13 protein-coding genes are annotated in these 17817 nt (G+C 41.5%); 7 read left to right on the forward strand and 6 right to left on the reverse strand.

Annotated features, from left to right (window positions below; genetic code table 11):
- Positions 1-3 precede the first annotated feature (3 nt).
- The 3 genes from dnaK to CXF81_RS17270 all read left to right on the forward strand — a co-directional run bounded on the left by dnaK (position 4) and on the right by CXF81_RS17270 (position 3941).
- Positions 4-1929 carry a molecular chaperone DnaK gene (gene dnaK, locus CXF81_RS17260; RefSeq protein ID WP_101182571.1) on the forward strand — a complete coding sequence of 642 codons (1926 nt, stop codon included), beginning with the start codon at positions 4-6 and terminating at the stop codon, positions 1927-1929.
- A 124-nt stretch (positions 1930-2053) separates the two neighbouring features.
- On the forward strand, positions 2054-3172 hold the full coding sequence (gene dnaJ / locus CXF81_RS17265) for a molecular chaperone DnaJ (RefSeq protein ID WP_101182573.1): 1119 nt from the start codon (positions 2054-2056) through the stop codon (positions 3170-3172).
- A 301-nt stretch (positions 3173-3473) separates the two neighbouring features.
- Complete coding sequence (locus CXF81_RS17270) at positions 3474-3941, forward strand: cytochrome c (RefSeq protein WP_101182575.1); 468 nt, start codon at positions 3474-3476, stop codon at positions 3939-3941.
- Positions 3942-4568: 627 nt separating this feature from the next.
- Here the strand turns inward: CXF81_RS17270 and CXF81_RS17275 are convergent.
- Positions 4569-5258, reverse strand: a complete 690-nt coding sequence (locus tag CXF81_RS17275; protein ID WP_101182577.1) for a cytochrome b/b6 domain-containing protein — start codon at positions 5256-5258, stop codon at positions 4569-4571.
- A gap of 210 nt (positions 5259-5468) precedes the next feature.
- On the opposite strand from CXF81_RS17275, the gene dapB reads away from it, so the two are divergent.
- The 4 genes from dapB (at position 5469) to greA (ending at position 11728) form a co-directional block, all read left to right on the forward strand.
- Positions 5469-6272, forward strand: coding sequence for a 4-hydroxy-tetrahydrodipicolinate reductase (gene dapB / locus CXF81_RS17280; protein WP_101182579.1), 804 nt, complete (start codon positions 5469-5471; stop codon positions 6270-6272).
- A 382-nt stretch (positions 6273-6654) separates the two neighbouring features.
- Positions 6655-7797: a glutamine-hydrolyzing carbamoyl-phosphate synthase small subunit gene (gene carA / locus CXF81_RS17285; RefSeq protein WP_101182581.1), complete on the forward strand. Its 1143-nt coding sequence runs from the start codon at positions 6655-6657 to the stop codon at positions 7795-7797.
- 14 nt (positions 7798-7811) lie between these two features.
- Positions 7812-11042, forward strand: a complete 3231-nt coding sequence (gene carB / locus CXF81_RS17290) for a carbamoyl-phosphate synthase large subunit (RefSeq protein WP_101182583.1) — start codon at positions 7812-7814, stop codon at positions 11040-11042.
- A gap of 209 nt (positions 11043-11251) precedes the next feature.
- Positions 11252-11728 carry a transcription elongation factor GreA gene (gene greA, locus CXF81_RS17295; RefSeq protein ID WP_101182585.1) on the forward strand — a complete coding sequence of 159 codons (477 nt, stop codon included), beginning with the start codon at positions 11252-11254 and terminating at the stop codon, positions 11726-11728.
- A 115-nt stretch (positions 11729-11843) separates the two neighbouring features.
- On the opposite strand, the gene CXF81_RS17300 is transcribed toward greA, so the two are convergent.
- The 5 genes from CXF81_RS17300 to CXF81_RS17320 form a co-directional block, all read right to left on the reverse strand.
- Positions 11844-13535: a SulP family inorganic anion transporter gene (locus CXF81_RS17300; protein WP_101182587.1), complete on the reverse strand. Its 1692-nt coding sequence runs from the start codon at positions 13533-13535 to the stop codon at positions 11844-11846.
- Between the two features lie 99 nt (positions 13536-13634).
- On the reverse strand, positions 13635-15164 hold the full coding sequence (lnt, locus tag CXF81_RS17305) for an apolipoprotein N-acyltransferase (protein ID WP_101182589.1): 1530 nt from the start codon (positions 15162-15164) through the stop codon (positions 13635-13637).
- Between the two features lie 9 nt (positions 15165-15173).
- Positions 15174-16034, reverse strand: coding sequence for a CNNM family magnesium/cobalt transport protein CorC (gene corC / locus CXF81_RS17310; RefSeq protein ID WP_101182591.1), 861 nt, complete (start codon positions 16032-16034; stop codon positions 15174-15176).
- Between the two features lie 33 nt (positions 16035-16067).
- Positions 16068-16634, reverse strand: a complete 567-nt coding sequence (ybeY, locus tag CXF81_RS17315; protein ID WP_232771979.1) for an rRNA maturation RNase YbeY — start codon at positions 16632-16634, stop codon at positions 16068-16070.
- A complete protein-coding gene (locus CXF81_RS17320) occupies positions 16618-17724 on the reverse strand; it encodes a PhoH family protein (RefSeq protein WP_101182593.1) in 1107 nt (368 codons plus the stop codon). The genes ybeY and CXF81_RS17320 overlap by 17 nt, the downstream gene beginning before the upstream one ends.
- Positions 17725-17817: the final 93 nt, after the last annotated feature.

Consider the following 17817-nt stretch of genomic DNA (forward strand, 5'->3'; position numbering starts at 1 on the left):
CAAATGGGTAGAATCATTGGTATCGATTTAGGTACAACAAATTCATGTGTCGCAGTGCTAGACGGCGACAAAGCAAAAGTTATCGAAAATTCAGAGGGTGATCGCACTACACCCTCTGTCATCGCTTATAGTTCAGAAGGTGAGACGCTTGTTGGTCAACCAGCAAAGCGTCAAGCTGTGACTAATCCAGAAAATACGCTGTACGCGATTAAGCGCCTGATTGGTCGTCGTTTTGAAGACGAAGAAGTACAGCGCGATATAGACATCATGCCTTTTAAAATTGTTAAAGCTGATAACGGTGATGCTTGGGTTCAAGCAAATGGCGAGAAAATGGCACCACCACAAATTTCTGCTGAAATTTTGAAAAAGATGAAAAAAACAGCAGAAGACTATTTAGGCGAAGAAGTCACTGCAGCTGTTATTACAGTACCTGCATACTTCAACGATGCGCAGCGTCAAGCCACTAAAGATGCTGGTCGAATTGCTGGTTTAGAAGTAAAACGTATTATTAATGAACCAACTGCGGCTGCTCTAGCATATGGAATGGACAAGAAGAAAGGTGACAGTATTATTGCTGTGTACGACCTAGGTGGTGGTACATTTGACATTTCAATTATTGAAATCGATGATGCTGACGGCGAGACTACTTTTGAAGTTTTGGCGACCAATGGTGACACTCACCTAGGTGGCGAAGATTTCGATAACCGCATGATCAACTATTTGGTTGAAGAATTTAAGAAAGACCAAGGTTTCGACCTGCGTAAAGACCCTTTAGCAATGCAGCGTTTAAAGGAAGCAGGCGAAAAAGCAAAAATTGAGCTTTCTTCTGCACAGCAAACCGAAGTTAACTTGCCGTACATTACAGCTGATGCCTCTGGTCCTAAGCATTTAGTTATTAAAGTAACTCGTGCAAAATTAGAATCACTGGTTGAAGATCTGGTGAAAAAGTCACTCGTGCCATTGAAGCAAGCGCTAGCTGATTCTGAGTTATCAGTGAGCGAGATCAACGATATCATCCTCGTTGGTGGCCAGACACGTATGCCATTAGTACAAAAGTACGTGACAGAGTTTTTCGGCAAAGAGCCACGTAAAGATGTAAACCCTGATGAAGCTGTTGCTGTTGGTGCTGCGATTCAAGGTGGCGTATTATCAGGCGAAGTCAAAGACGTATTGTTACTTGACGTTTCACCATTGTCATTGGGCATTGAGACCATGGGTGGCGTAATGACAACGCTAATCGAAAAGAACACGACGGTACCAACCAAAAAGTCTCAAACCTTTTCAACAGCTGAAGATAATCAAGCTGCGGTAACTGTTCATGTCCTACAAGGTGAGCGTAAGCAAGCCCAAGGGAACAAGTCATTAGGCCAATTTAACTTAGAGGGTATTCGCCCAGCATCACGTGGTGCTCCTCAAATTGAAGTGACTTTCGACATTGATGCTGATGGCATTTTGCATGTGTCAGCGAAAGATAAAGACACAGGTAAAGAGCAGAAGATTACCATTAAAGCTAACTCAGGTTTGAGCGATGAAGAAATCGAACAAATGGTTCAAGACGCAGTAGCAAACAAAGATGCTGATGCCAAGTTTGAAGAGTTAGTTAAAGTTCGTAATCAAGCTGACGGTATGGCACATAGTACGCGTACGCAAATCGAAGAAGCGGGTGAAGCATTACCTGAAGAAGATAAAAAGACAATTGAAGAAGCTATAGATGCTTTAGAAACAGCAAGTAAAGGCGACGATAAAGCTGAAATTGAAGCTAAAACGCAAGCCTTAATTGAAGCGTCAGCTAAGCTAATGGAAATAGCGCAAGCGAAAGCGGCAGCAGAATCCGAAGGCGCGCCAGAGGGTGGTGAAGCGAAGTCTGGTAATGCAGACGACGATGTTGTTGATGCAGAGTTCGAAGAAGTCAAAGACGACAAAAAATAGTTGTTGTTGATTAACTAAGCTAATACGTTGGGCGCAACTGATAAATTCAGATTGCGCCCTGTTTGTATTCAAGCTGAATCACTTCATATATAACAAAGCAAACAATGCGGGAAATGTTGATCTTATGTCCAAACGAGACTACTACGAAGTATTAGGTGTAGAACGCGGTGCCGATGAGCGTACCATCAAGAAAGCCTATAAGAAGCTCGCCATGAAATATCATCCTGACCGTACTCAGGGCGACAAGGGTATGGAAGAAAAGTTTAAAGAAGCGCAAGAGGCGCATGAAATCTTGACTGATGCCAAAAAACGCCCTGCTTATGACCAATATGGTCACGCTGGAGTTGATCAAAATCGTGGCGGTGGTCATGGTCAGGGTGCCGAATTTGGTGATATCTTTGGTGATGTTTTTGGTGATATTTTCGGCGGTGGACGTGGCAGACAATCGCGTGCTCGTCAAGGCTCTGACCTGCGTTACAATCTTGAGATGTCATTGGAAGAGGCCGTTCGCGGCAAGGACGTTGAAATTCGTGTGCCTACATTGGTTGAATGTGAAATTTGCCATGGCTCAGGAGCGAATAAAGGTTCATCACCGACAATCTGCCCAACTTGTAAAGGGAACGGTCAGGTACAAATGCGCCAAGGCTTTTTTGCTGTGCAGCAGACCTGTCCGACTTGCTCAGGTAACGGCAAAATTATTAGTGACCCATGTACACCATGTCGTGGCCAAGGTCGCACTGAGAAAACCAAAACCTTATCTGTAAAGGTGCCTGCGGGCGTTGATACTGGTGACAGGATCCGTCTGACCGGTGAAGGCGAAGCAGGTGAGAATGGTGCTCCTGCGGGCGACTTATATGTTCAGGTTAATATTCGAGAGCATGAGATTTTTGCTCGCGATGGTAATAATCTATACTGTGAAGTGCCATTGGGCTTCGCTAGAGCGGCATTGGGCGGTGAAATCGAAGTTCCCACGCTAGATGGCAAAGTAAAGCTGAAAATTACCCTGGAGACGCAAACAGGTAAAATGTTCCGTCTTAGAGGTAAAGGCGTTAAATCGGTTCGCAGTGGCAGTGTCGGTGATTTGATGTGTAAAGTGGTGATTGAAACGCCAGTTAATCTATCACCCAAGCAAAGAGAAATGTTAGAAGAATTTGATGCCTCTCTTGGTGGCGGTAAACATCGCCCAAAAGAACAGGGCTTCTTTGACGGTGTGAAGCGCTTCTTTGACGATTTAACTAAGTAATTTGTAGGCAGTGCGATCCTAAAAACTATGTTTAAGTTGGCTGTAGTCAAAACTTAAAAACGCTCAATAGAATTGAGCGTTTTTTTTTGAGCCGAATTTACTCTAGATGTTGTTTTTAAAACATAAATCAGACTACAATCTTAATTGTTTGGGTTAATTACTCAAATTCGATCTATCCTTATTAAGGAAAGAAATTAATTGGATTCAAGATACTCGTCTTTTTGATAAACCGTAAATATATGCTCTTACGGCTAGTAACAGCCCCTTAATACTAAATAAAATGCTAATACAGGAATACAACATGAAGAAGACGCTCATCTCATTGGCTTTGTTCGCGACTCTAGTAACCCCGCTAGTTTATGCAAAAGAAGCAAGCTCAGAAAAGCAGGCCAACACTGCCGTTGATTTTAGGAAAGCAGTGTTGCAATTGGTTCGAAGCAACATGGGTCCCCTTGGTGGCATGGCAAAAGGTCAAATTGACTATGATTCAGAAGTAATAAAAACCAATGCATTACGTATACAGCAGTTAAGCCTAATGATGGCAGATTACTTTGCATTGGATACCAGAAAGTTTCCAGTAAAAACACATGCTCTAGATATTATCTGGGAAGAAATGGATGATTTTAAGAGTAAAACACAAGACCTTGTGGACGCTGCAACAAATCTACAAAAATTAGCATTGGCAGAAGATGAAGATAATTATCGCAAAGCTATCGGTGCGCTAGGTGCAACTTGTAAAGCCTGTCACGACAAGTTTAAGATGGATTAATTTATATAGGTCTGCATCTATGTATACCTAGAACGCAGATAATTTGTATGAAAATTAAGCACTGACGGGCGCCTCTTTAATAATAATTTAAACGCGCCTATTTTGTTAAGCTTATGAAATTAAATGTAATTTCAGTTTCCTAAAAATAATAATACGAGTAAGCAATAAAATTAGTCAAAAGTGGTATTTCATTGGTGTAATTTTTGTGTAATATTAATGTTAACGACGATATGTTTTGGGAGAAACCTGTCGTTCGTATCAGTGCTATAATTGCTTAATTTAGCAATTACAATGATTGTAGAGAAGAGTCCTCAGTACCCTTTGAGGTTTCTATGGAAACAACGGAAGTTACTAGCGCTAAATCCTGAATAAGAACAAAAAAAGGATTGGCCATTATGTCAAAAGATACGCTAAAACAAACGGCAGTTGCCGTGGGACTAACCATTCTTTATGGATTGACAATTTCTCAAGCAAACGCTTTTTTCTGAATTAAATCGTTAGTGTAGAGTTTATAAGCAAAAGAGCTAAGATAATTGTCTTGGCTCTTTTTTTATGTGCAATGTTTGGCTTTGAGGCAAGCATAATAAAAGCCAGCCGAATGATACTGCAGGGCTGCGATCAAAGCACTCAGAAATAAAACTCATCAATAATTTCTGGTGCAAAAGTCACTACAATTAGATACACGATAATTGCTGATAAGCCGGCAAAAACCATAAATTTTAGCCAATGATTTTGTGCTGCAGGAGCGCCTATCTGATTTTTATGCTGCTTGTATCCTGTTATCATACTGACCACTAGATTTTGCTTTTTAGCAAATTTGTAAACAAGCATGGCGCCAATATGCAAAGCAAGAAAAAACCAGATTGCAGTAAATCCTTGATGATGGAGCCAATTCATTACATTTTGTGTGTCAACTGCGACGGCGTTGTAATAAGGGCCGCTATGAAAAATGTCATCAGTAATAAATAAACCACTAATGGCTTGGGTCAACAATACCGTCAGAATGAAAATTATCGAATAGGCGCCTAAAGGATTGTGACCGAGGCTTGGCTTGTAATTACTTTTTGTGAATGTCGTTGAATATAGCCATGCGCGTTGTGGCGAGACTACAAATTGTGAGAACTTGGCGTAATAAGACCCCCAAAAGCCCCAGAGTACTCGAAAAATCAGTAAGCCTAAAATAAAATAACCACCGTAAAAATGCCACTGCATAGCATCATCAAGTAGTTCCGCCGTAACGTACTGCGAAGAAATAGCAATGACCAAAAGCCAATGAAATAGGCGAGTTGGGAAGTCCCATATATATAATTGTTGCATCACTGTTCCGTATTTTCAGATACTAATAAATTGAACTACCACGCTTCAGCAATGTTGCTATTTTTGAGGTATGTAAACCGGTTTTAAAAAGTTAGAAGGTAAAAAAGACAGTCCTGTAATCATTTCGTAATTATTATAAATTTAAATCAAGCTTTAGCTTTTTCTCTTATTCGGGCAATATATCATAAACGTAAAAAAGATAGAGTTTATATGACTAAAATAGGTGTTTTGGGAGCTAATGGCCGTATGGGGCGAGTGTTAATTGACGCTTGCTACCAGCATACCGAAGTTGCCCTCGGATTTGCTAGTGTGCGCAGCGGTTCTTCATTAATTGGTATTGACGCTGGTGAATTAGCTGGAGTTGCTAAACAATATATTACCGTTTGCGATACTCAGCAGCAACCAACAGATATTGCCGATGTCATTATTGACTTTACGTTGCCTCAGGCCTTGCAGTCTAATATCGAATGGTGTGTAGAAAATAAGCAAGCAATGGTCATAGGTACAACAGGGCTTTCAACTCTCGAGTTAAGCATAATTGACCAAGCAGCTAAGTCAATTCCGATTGTGTTTGCAGCTAATTACAGTGTTGGCGTAAATTTATTGCTTAGCTTAGTAAGGCAAACAAGTGCGGTAATGGGAAAAGATGCTGACATTGAAATAGTCGAGGCACATCACCGATTTAAAAAAGATGCACCTTCGGGAACAGCGGTTGCTATTGGCGAGGCAATTGCAGATGAATTAGGCCGTGATCTGTCTAAATGTGCGGTTTATGGCAGGCAAGGTGATACCGGTGAGCGCGATCAACAAACCATTGGTTTTTGTACTATTCGCGCAGGTGACATTGTTGGCGAACATACCGCTATATTCGCAACAATTGGTGAAAGGATAGAATTGACACATAAGGCATCAAGTCGCCTGACGTTTGCGAACGGGGCATTAACCGCGGCTATTTGGCTTAAAGATAAGCCCGCAGGTTTATATAGCATGCAACAAGTGCTGAATTTACAGTAACTTAAAATTAACTTAAGAAAGCACTTAAAAGCTAAATACGGATTCTTATATTTGTTCTTTTTGATGCTTTCGTGGTCAGAATTTGCCTTAGCGCTTATTTTTCCTTATTTTCTACTTTAATTTAAGAAACAAATAGATCATTTACTAGCATTAATATATAATCAGCGGAATTTGCCACAAACTTGCAATTTCGCGCTAAGCGCAAGCATGAATCTTTGGCAAGAAAAGCCATATGATTGAGCTGGCGCTCATGTGTTGAAAATGTGAAGATTCGCGAAGAAGCTACTTAAAAGGCCGTTTTGTACCGCTTTTTATGTATTTTTCGGAAATATAAGTGTTTCGCTTGTATTTCCCTTGTTACCTTTAATTTTAGGAGGTTGACTTGGCTATTTCTGCTCTTTTAGTGCTAGAAGATGGTTCTGTTTTCAATGGTACATCCATAGGTTGTGCGGGTCATAGTGTTGGAGAGGTCGTCTTCAATACATCAATGACCGGCTATCAAGAAATTCTTACCGATCCATCATACGCTGAACAAATCATCACACTCACATATCCTCACATTGGTAACACCGGAATAAACTCCGAAGATGTTGAATCCGATAAAATACGAGCCAAAGGCCTAATAATTCGAGACCTTCCTATTGTCGCTAGCAGTTTTAGAAGCGAGCAATCTCTTTCTGAATACCTCGTTGCCAATAATATCGTTGCTATAGCTGACATTGACACACGACGTCTGACCCGTATTTTACGTGACAAAGGGGCTCAACGCGGTTGTATTGTGACCGCTGATGCGTTGACACAAGAACAAGCTTTGGCTGCTGCGAATGCATTTCCTGGCCTAAAAGGAATGGATTTAGCTAAAGTGGTATCGAGATCAGAACCAACAACGTGGATCGATGGTTCATGGCAGCTTGGTAAAGGCTATGATACCAACAAGCAAAATCTGCCTTATCACGTCGTTGCTTATGATTTTGGTGCGAAAAATAACATTTTGAGAATGTTAGTAGACCGCGGCTGTAAACTCACCTTAGTGCCTGCGCAAACGTCTGCAAAAGAGGTATTAGCGCTCAATCCAGATGGTATTTTCTTATCCAACGGTCCGGGTGACCCAGAACCTTGTACATATGCAATTGAAGCAATTAAAGTATTCTTGGATAAATCGATTCCAATTTTTGGTATTTGTCTTGGCCATCAACTACTCGCAATAGCGAGTGGTGCAAAAACCCAAAAAATGAAATTTGGACATCACGGGGCAAACCATCCAGTCAAGGATCTAGCACGAAATGTGGTCATGATAACGAGCCAAAATCATGGTTTTGCAGTTGATGAGTTATCTCTACCAGATAACCTGAGAGTCACTCATGTGTCTCTATTCGACAAGTCGTTGCAAGGTATTGAGCGTATAGATAAACCTGCGTTCAGCTTTCAAGGTCACCCTGAAGCAAGTCCAGGTCCGCATGATGCAGCGCCGTTATTCGATAAATTTATTGAACAAATCGTTCACTCTCAAAAACAAGCTAAATAGTAGGAAATTAGACTATGCCAAAACGTACCGACCTCAAGAGTATCTTAATTCTTGGTGCTGGGCCTATCGTGATCGGTCAAGCTTGTGAGTTTGATTATTCCGGGGCGCAAGCTTGCAAAGCATTACGTGAAGAAGGTTATCGAGTGATTCTTGTCAACTCTAACCCAGCCACAATTATGACAGACCCAGATATGGCTGATGCAACATACATTGAGCCGATTCATTGGGAAGTTGTGCGCAATATCATTGCTAAAGAACGACCTGATGCCATATTACCCACCATGGGTGGTCAAACAGCACTAAACTGTGCCTTGGACTTAAACAAATACGGCGTATTGGACGAGTTCAATGTTGAATTAATTGGTGCATCGGCGGATGCTATCGACAAAGCAGAAGACCGAGAACGTTTCGATAAGGCGATGAAGTCGATTGGTTTAGAGTGTCCAAGAGCTGAAATAGCACATAGTTTGGAACAAGCTTATGACGTATCGACCCGCATCGGCTTTCCATGCATTATTCGTCCTTCATTCACCATGGGCGGAAGCGGCGGCGGTATTGCCTACAATAAAGATGAATTCACTGAAATTTGTACTCGCGGCCTTGACCTATCGCCGACCACGGAGCTGCTTATTGATGAATCATTGATCGGCTGGAAAGAATATGAGATGGAAGTGGTGCGCGATAAAGCAGATAACTGCATCATTGTTTGTACCATTGAAAACTTCGATCCGATGGGTGTGCATACGGGTGACTCAATTACGGTCGCACCAGCACAAACACTAACCGACAAAGAATATCAAATTATGCGTAATGCAGCCATGGCTGTATTACGTGAAATTGGCGTGGAAACCGGTGGTTCAAACGTGCAGTTCGGAATTTGTCCAGAAACAGGGCGCATGGTCATCATTGAAATGAACCCACGCGTATCTCGTTCATCGGCATTAGCGTCTAAAGCGACAGGTTTCCCAATTGCTAAAATTGCGGCAAAACTTGCAATTGGTTATACATTAGATGAGTTGGCAAATGATATTACAGGTGGTTTAACACCAGCTTCGTTTGAGCCAGCCATTGATTATGTTGTGACGAAAATCCCTCGTTTTAACTTTGAAAAATTCGCCGGCGCTAACGATCGCCTGACAACTCAAATGAAGTCGGTCGGTGAAGTAATGGCAATTGGCCGCAACATGCAAGAATCCCTTCAAAAAGCCTTGCGTGGACTTGAAGTTGGGGTCTCTGGATTAAACCCCATTCTTGACTTGAACGATCCAGAAGCTAAAAACAAGTTGATTTACGAACTTCGTGAACCTGGCGCTGAACGCATTTGGTATATTGGTGATGCGTTCAGAATGGGCATGTCAGTAGATGAAGTTAATACACTTACTAATATTGACCGTTGGTACTTAGTGCAAATTGAAGAAATTGTGCAATTAGAACAACTCGTCGAGCGCATTGGTTTATCAGAAATTGACAAAAATTTGATGAGAACACTCAAGCGCAAAGGTTTTGCTGACGCAAGGTTAGCTGAGTTAACCAATGTGGCTGAAGATGATGTGCGTGATACGCGCAGAAAATTCGATGTATTCCCAGTTTATAAACGCGTTGACACCTGTGCAGCTGAATTCAGCACATCAACCGCATATATGTATAGTACCTATGATGAAGAGTGCGAGTCGAATCCCTCTGATAGAGATAAAATAATGGTACTTGGTGGTGGTCCAAACCGCATAGGCCAAGGCATTGAATTTGATTATTGTTGTGTCCATGCGGCATTAGCTATGCGCGAAGATGGCTATGAAACGATCATGGTTAATTGTAACCCTGAAACCGTTTCAACCGATTACGATACATCAGACCGTTTATACTTTGAGCCAGTCACATTGGAAGACGTGCTAGAGATTGTGCGTGTTGAAAAGCCAGTAGGCGTTATTGTTCAGTACGGTGGTCAAACTCCGCTTAAGTTAGCGCGCGCATTGAAAGAGAACGGGGTGCCTATTATTGGTACATCACCGGATGCAATTGACCGAGCTGAGGACCGTGAACGCTTCCAGCATATGGTCAACAAATTAGGTTTGAAGCAACCGGCTAACTCAACAGTGAGTAATATGGAAGAGGCTCTGACGCAGGCTGAGATTATTGGTTTCCCATTGGTTGTGCGTCCGTCTTACGTATTAGGTGGTCGTGCGATGGAAATCGTATATGACCTGCAAGATCTGCGTCGTTATCTGAATGAAGCAGTGAAAGTCTCAAATGACAGCCCTGTATTGCTTGACCGTTTCTTGGATGACGCTATTGAGGTCGATGTAGACGCAATCTGTGATGGTGAGCAAGTGGTCATTTGCGGGATTATGGAACATATTGAGCAAGCTGGTGTGCATTCAGGAGATTCAGCATGCAGCTTACCTCCTTACACTTTGTCTAATGAAATTCAGGATGTGATGCGCAAGCAAGTGACGCAAATGGCTCTAGAGCTTGAAGTCGTTGGCTTAATGAATACCCAATTTGCAGTAAAAGACAATGAAGTTTACCTGATTGAAGTAAACCCTAGAGCAGCTAGAACCGTGCCTTTTGTGTCAAAAGCAACGGGTGCTCCGATAGCTAAAATTGCAGCGAGAGTGATGGCTGGGACTAGCTTGGCTAAACAAAATTTTACCAAAGAAATTATTCCTCCTTACTTCTCAGTAAAAGAAGTGGTACTGCCTTTTGCTAAGTTCCAAGGCGTTGACCCACTATTAGGGCCTGAAATGCGTTCAACAGGGGAAGTCATGGGCGTTGGTGATGGTTTCGACGAAGCCTATGCTAAAGCTAACTTAGGTGCGTCGGCACCGCTGCCTGTTGAAGGTAAAGTGCTGCTATCAGTTCGTAATAATGATAAGCAACGATTAATTGGATTGGCAAAAGAAATGTTAGAGCAAGGCTTCACTGTAGAAGCAACCAAAGGAACGGCTCAGTTCTTAGGCGAACATGGTGTTGCATGCGGCACGGTAAACAAGTTATCGGAAGGTCGTCCAAACATTGTAGATGCTATTAAGAATGGTGAATATTGCTACGTTGTAAACACCACAGAAGGAAGACAGGCAATAAACGATTCTGTTTATATTCGTCGTGAAGCTTTGCTGAGTAAAACCAGTTACACTACGACAATCAATGCTGCTTTTGCAACCATTAGAGCTAGGACAGCTGACGCGAAAACGAATGTGACCTCGGTTCAAGAACTGCATAAGCGATTGAACGCAACAAGAACTTGACTAAAATTGTATTGAAGGCAATTATCGGGCTTTAGTCAATTGGAAAATAGTATATAATCAATTTAATGATTGAAAATGAAATGCGCCTTAGATGGCGCATTTTTGTCTAATATGGACAGCTGAAAGGATCAGGTAGGGCTGGCTGTGATAAAAATATTAGCTTCATTCTTTCCGTTTCAGACAATAAAAACAAATTAAAGAGTAGATACATGACTACATACCCCATGACTGCGCATGGCGCCCAAATGCTACAAAAAGAATTGCTTGAATTAAAAACCGTGAAGCGTCCAGAAATCATTAAATCGATTGCCACGGCTCGCGAACATGGTGATTTGAAAGAAAACGCTGAATATCATGCTGCGCGTGATCAGCAAAGCTTTTGTGAAGGACGCATTCAAGATATCGAAGGTAAATTATCGAACGCGCAAATTATTGACGTAACTAAAATAACGAATAACGGTAAAGTCATATTTGGTACCACGGTTACCGTAATGAATTGCAAAACAGAAGAAGAAATCACCTATAAAATTGTTGGTGATGACGAGTCCGATATCAAGAGGCTACTTATTTCAGTCAATTCACCAATTGCTAGAGGTTTTATTGGTAAAATGGCTGATGACGTCGTTAATATTCAAACCCCAGCTGGCAAAGTTGAATTTGAAATTATTGAAGTGAAGTACATCTAGTTTTCAAGTCTTTGACATCCTCATGTCCTGATTAAAGAAAAATGAGTTGGTCTAATACCAGCTCATCCTTTTAATATTGCAAGCGTAAACCCATTTCCATCAAAGTAAGTGCCGTTCACTTCGCTTGTTGTACTTTAGTGCTGTGAGTTTTCACCAATTCTTGTATATTCAACCAATCAGTAGCCTTAGTTAATGCTTCAGTACGATTACTTACGAATGCATCTGGCGGTAAAATTTCAGTAAAACCCATTTTCTGAAATTTTTTCTTCGAACTGGGTTGCTTGACTAACATGAGGATATGTTTATCCAGCTGGTTTGCATCTTTTATTAAGTTTTCAATTGCCAGAGCAATAGTATCGTCAAGGAATGAAACGTCGCTCAAATCGATAATAATTACTTTATGCTCAGTCATGCTGCTTAATTCTCGTGACAATGCTTTTGATACACCAAATATCATGGTGCCACTTAAATAGAAAAATAAAATCTGACCATTGGCTTTATTGAGTAATTCTCGTTGTTCACTCGTAAGCGGCAAGCGCCCGTCAACATCACTAATTGCTTTTATATTTTTAGCTTGGGAGGCGCTGAGTTTTTCAATTGTAATGATATTAGCAATGAAAACACCAATACCAACAGCAACCACTAGATCGACAAATACCGTCAATAATAAAACCGCATACATGATTAGTGACGATTGCTTAGACACCTTGTGAGCGCGTTTGATAAAGCTCCAATCGAGTATATCGATACCGACTTTCACGGCGATGCCGGCTAATACCGCGATAGGGATAACAGAAATTAATGTAGAAGCGCCAAAGATGGCAACCACCAATACTAGAACACGGATCAAGCCAGAGAGCGCAGTTTTGGCTCCAGCTTGAATATTAACCACCGTTCCCATGGTTGCGCCTGCGCCAGGTAAACCACCTAGTAAGCCCGACATCATATTACCGATACCTTGGCCTATGAGTTCCTTATCTGACTTGTGCTCGCTGCGTGTCAGATTATCGGCAATGACAGACGTTAGCATTGAATCAATACAGCCGAGCATACCAAGTACAATGCCATCGAGGATCATGGTTCTAATTTGATCTTGCGTAAACTCGGGAAAAATAATGGAAGGCAAGCTTACGTTTATTTCACCGATCCTCCTGATATCTACAGTTTGAAAGAACAAGACCGAAATAAGCGATATCATAATCAATGCAATGAGTTGGGGAGGCACAATATTTTTGAGCTTTTTAGGGGTTAAAAAGAGGATCAAAATAGTGGCGATTGCCATACCAAATTCAGTAAAGCTGACATTTTTAATAATCTGCGGCAGTGAAGTCAGTGTGCCCATTACGCCGCCAGCAGGCGCAGCCGATCCCAGAGCCGGAGCGAGCTGCATTACGATTAAAATACAGCCGATACCAGACATAAATCCGCTAATAACGCTGTAGGGCATCATCGTTATATATTTACCCAGTTTCAAAACACCAAAGATAATTTGGGTAAAACCGGCAATCATGACGACAGTGAATGCCATCGCTAAGCCGCTATCAGGATTATCGGCAACAAGTGTAGTAACAACAGCCGCCATAATAACTGTCATTGGTCCGGTAGGTTCTGATATTAAGGTAGGTGTGCCACCAAACAAGGCAGCAAATAGTCCGATAATTATTGCGCCGTATAAACCGGCCTCAGGTCCAACACCGGATGCAACACCAAAGGTTAACGCCAATGGCAGTGACACAATAGCTGCGGTGACGCCACCCAGAATATCGCCGCGCAGATTGCTTTTATTAATAGTATTGAAAATTTGCAAAACTGACCACCTTAATCAACACATTATCTACGCTCTGATAATGCGTGTTCTTATTATTTTGTGTCAAGCAGACTTGTGTTCTTGTTTACCGGCAATGACTTACTTTATCTTTACTTTACGTTGAAGTAGAGCGCCAATGATGAATAAAACAAAGAAAAACAGATAAGAAGGCCAGTTTCCAAGCTCTCTATACGGCGTTTTTCCGTTCACAAGCCTAACGTCCTGAGTTAGCACCGTATCTTCAAACTGTGGGGCAATTGCACTGATGATACCGCGATGGTCGACAAATGCAGTAACACCTGTATTTGTCGAGCGTAATACCGGTAATCCAAATTCTTTTGCGCGTATTTGTGCTATTTCTAAATGTTGATGTGGCCCATGTGAATCACCAAACCAGGCATCATTACTGACGGTTATAATGGCGTCCGTATTGTCATTTAGGTTGGCTCTGATTTGATTAGGAAAAGCGATTTCAAAACAAATGGCTGGTGCGAGTTTCATTCCATTCGCTACTAAGTTTGCTTGCACATAATCACCTCTGGTAAAGGAAGACATTGGCAAATCAAATATAGGGGCAAGTTTCCGTAGAATAGACTCAAATGGCACAAATTCGCCAATCGGCAATAAATGATGTTTGGCGAAACGGTTTTTGTGTCCATATGTGTAAGGGATTGAGTTTTGGCCTAATTCATCATTTCCTAAACTAACTAAATTATTGTAGATTTTTTGCGTACTATAATTAACGTCGACAATACCCGTGATGAGTGCAGTATCGGTTTGTGTTGCTTTTTCATCGAGTAACTCAAGATAGTCAGTTGCAGCAATTTCAAGTTTAGGAATAGCTGCTTCGGGCCAGATAATGAGATCAGAATCCCAATGTCCACTGGTTAAATTCCAATACTTTTGCATGGTGGGGCTGTCTTGTTCAGGTAACCATCGAATGGTTTGTTCAATGTTGCCCTGAACCATAGTGACTCGTTTTATTTCACCGCTTGGCTGTGTCCAACTGATCAGATTTAATACCAAACCAGAGACACAAAAAATAACGCCGACACTAACTGATTGAAGCCCGTTGATACGCCAAGATAGTTGCTCTTGTATCAACTTTAGGGTTAAGCCTAGATTGACCGTTATTAGGATTAATACTGCACTAACACCAATTTCACCAATAATAGGGAGCCAACCACCCAGCGGTCCATTTAGCTGGCTGTAACCAATCGATAACCAAGGAAATCCAGTCATAAAGTGTGCACGCGCAAATTCTAAGGCTAACCAAAATAAAGGAAGTGAAAAAGGCCAATATTGCTTCGCGAAGTAACGATTTGTTAACCAAATTGCGATAGATGGGAATAAGGCTAGGTAGGCACAAAGAATAGCCATCATGCCAATAGAGGCAATTAAGGGCAGACCGCCGTGGTCTGCAATGCTGACATGTATCCAACTGATACCAGCAGCGAAATACCCAAAACTAAAAAGCCATGCCGTTTTAAAACTGTGCTCAGTCAGCGTTGCTTGAACGAAAAACCAAATAGGTAAAACGATAAAAGGCATCCACCACGCATTGAATGGGGCAAAAGCAAACGTTAAACTTGCCCCCAAAACGAAAAGTGAAATTCCTTTTAACCACATGTTCAGGCGTTAATCCTCTGAATCTGGTAGTGTAACTTTTAGTTGCATTATTCGACGTTTGTCAGAGTTGGTGATCTTAAATCCTATGTTTTCGATGGTAATTTCATCATCTGTACCAGGCATATGGCCAAAAGCGCGCAGCACTACACCACCAATAGTATCGGATTCCTCTTCATTTAAGTTGGTCTCAAAGAAGCGGTTAAAGTCTTCGACAGAGGTTAACGCCTTTACTGAATAAGTGTGCTTATTTAATGGCCGAATTTCATCTGTTTCTTTAATATCGTCATCGTATTCATCTTCAATCTCGCCGACGATGAGTTCCAAAATGTCTTCAATGGTAACTAGACCAGATACACCACCATATTCATCCACTACAATAGCCATATGATAACGCTGTTGGCGAAACTCTTTTAGTAAAACGTCAACGCGTTTACTTTCCGGCACAATGATGGCTTGGCGCACAACCTCTTTTAGTTTAAAGTCTCTATTAGGCAAAAACGCATAAGGTAGTAAGTCTTTAGCTAACAGAATACCTTCAATATGGTCTTTATCTTCGGAAATGACTGGATAACGGGAGTGAGCATGGTCGAGCATAATAGGTAGGAATTGCTCAACATCTTGTTCAATATCGATAGTAACCATTTGTGCTCTAGGGATCATAATTTCCCTGACCCGGATTTCACTAACTGTCATCACTCCTTCAATCATTTCTTTGGTTTGAGGATCAATTAGATCACGCTGTTCGGCGTCTGAAATAACTTCAGAAAGCTCTTCTCTGCTTCTCGGTTCCCCCTTAAAAGAATAGGCTAAGCGATTTAGCCAGCTTCTATTTGAGGAACCGCTGGTAGAGTGTGGGTTGTCGTCGCTCATGATATTTTCGCTTATTTCCTAGTCACTTTTTAGTTAATTATCTTGGTAAGGATCGCCAATGTTCAATTTGCTAAGTATCGCAGTTTCAATACCTTCCATTTCTTGCGCTTCACTTTCGTGCATGTGGTCATACCCTAACAAATGCAATAAACCATGAATACATAGATGCGCCCAATGATCTATGATTTGCTTGTTTTGTTCTTGAGCTTCTTGTTCAACGACAGCTGCACATACGACTAAGTCACCTAAAAATGGCATATCAATATGCTCAGGTGCTTCGAATGGGAAGGATAACACATTTGTTGGTTTATCTTTTTCTCTATAGTCTGCATTGAGTTGTCGGGACTCAACTGTATCCACTATACGAAGGGTAACTTCAAAAGCCGTTTGTTGAATATTCTGTATTTCGGTATCAGTAACACGATTACCCAGCGCAGTGCTTGCGTCAGACGCTAATTTAACATTTTTTGGTATCGAGGAGGGTGAGCGCAAGGCGTCAATAGTCGCGTTTAGCCATTCTTCAATTTGCTGTATTGTGGGTAAAGAGTGGATGAGCTTATCGTGCTCAACCACGCTTTGTAAATCAACGCTGATCGTCATTACTAGGCTGTTTATTTGTCTGCGCTTGACGTGAATTTTGCTCGTCGATATGTTGGCTAGAGTGGCGAATTTGCTCCTCTCTTAGTTGTTTCTTTGCTTCTAATTCAATTTCTTTTTTTGCTTCATATTCTTCATAAGCTTGCACAATACGTGCAACAATTGGATGCCTCACAACATCCTGTGCAGTGAAGAAATTAAAAGAAATATCGTTAACATCACTTAATACTTCTATTGCGTGACGCAAGCCTGATTTAGCCCCTCTAGGCAAATCAATTTGTGTAATATCGCCGGTAATTACCGCTTGAGAGTTAAAACCAATGCGTGTTAAAAACATTTTCATTTGCTCTACAGTGGTATTTTGACCTTCATCCAGAATGATAAAAGCGTCATTCAACGTGCGACCGCGCATATAGGCTAATGGTGCAACTTCAATTACGTTACGCTCAATGAGTTTTTCAACTTTTTCAAAGCCTAACATTTCAAATAAGGCATCGTACAAAGGACGTAAATAAGGGTCGACCTTTTGCGATAAGTCACCGGGAAGGAAACCTAGTTTCTCTCCCGCTTCTACCGCTGGACGCGTTAACAAAATGCGTCTTACATCTTGACGTTCAAGTGCATCAACTGCACAGGCAACAGCAAGATAAGTTTTACCTGTTCCGGCCGGGCCAATACCAAAAGTAATGTCATGACTTAAGATATTAGAAACGTACTTTGACTGGTTCGGGTTGCGCGGTTTGATAACGCCTCGTTTGGTTGTTATATGGACTTCTTTACCATAGTCACCAGCCTCGGCGCGTTCCAAACATTTGACTTCTTGAATAGCTAGATGCACTTGGTTAGGTTCTAAGTTAGGAACACTGCCTTTTACGGGCTGAGTTTCTATGTACAACAATTTTAACAGCTCGCTTGCACCATTCGCTTGTTGCAGTTCTCCCAACACCTTAAACTCGTTTGAACGGTAGGTTATTTCGACACCTAAGCGACGCTCAATCTGTTTTATATTGTCGTCTAATGGACCACAAAGACTCGATAAACGTTTATTGTCTTGTGGCTGTAATACAATCTCGTTGCTGACTAACTTGCTCAATATAACCTCTTTTATTTAGGACTCTCAGTTATTCTACTACGGTACATACTGGATTCAAGCTCGCTTTTTCAAACTGCGTATTATTGTGATGCC

The organism is Glaciecola sp. 33A (assembly GCF_002836745.1).
In the GTDB taxonomy this organism is placed as follows: Bacteria; Pseudomonadota; Gammaproteobacteria; order Enterobacterales; family Alteromonadaceae; genus Glaciecola.

What these genes read in the sequence shown, in the direction of transcription:
- dnaK (WP_101182571.1), top strand. Translation starts at nt 4, where the DNA reads ATGGGTAGAATCATTGGTATCGATTTAGGTACAACAAATTCATGTGTC.
- dnaJ (WP_101182573.1), top strand. Translation starts at nt 2,054, where the DNA reads ATGTCCAAACGAGACTACTACGAAGTATTAGGTGTAGAACGCGGTGCC.
- CXF81_RS17270 (WP_101182575.1), top strand. Translation starts at nt 3,474, where the DNA reads ATGAAGAAGACGCTCATCTCATTGGCTTTGTTCGCGACTCTAGTAACC.
- CXF81_RS17275 (WP_101182577.1), bottom strand. Translation starts at nt 5,258, where the DNA reads ATGCAACAATTATATATATGGGACTTCCCAACTCGCCTATTTCATTGG.
- dapB (WP_101182579.1), top strand. Translation starts at nt 5,469, where the DNA reads ATGACTAAAATAGGTGTTTTGGGAGCTAATGGCCGTATGGGGCGAGTG.
- carB (WP_101182583.1), top strand. Translation starts at nt 7,812, where the DNA reads ATGCCAAAACGTACCGACCTCAAGAGTATCTTAATTCTTGGTGCTGGG.
- greA (WP_101182585.1), top strand. Translation starts at nt 11,252, where the DNA reads ATGACTACATACCCCATGACTGCGCATGGCGCCCAAATGCTACAAAAA.
- lnt (WP_101182589.1), bottom strand. Translation starts at nt 15,164, where the DNA reads ATGTGGTTAAAAGGAATTTCACTTTTCGTTTTGGGGGCAAGTTTAACG.
- corC (WP_101182591.1), bottom strand. Translation starts at nt 16,034, where the DNA reads ATGAGCGACGACAACCCACACTCTACCAGCGGTTCCTCAAATAGAAGC.
- ybeY (WP_232771979.1), bottom strand. Translation starts at nt 16,634, where the DNA reads ATGACGATCAGCGTTGATTTACAAAGCGTGGTTGAGCACGATAAGCTC.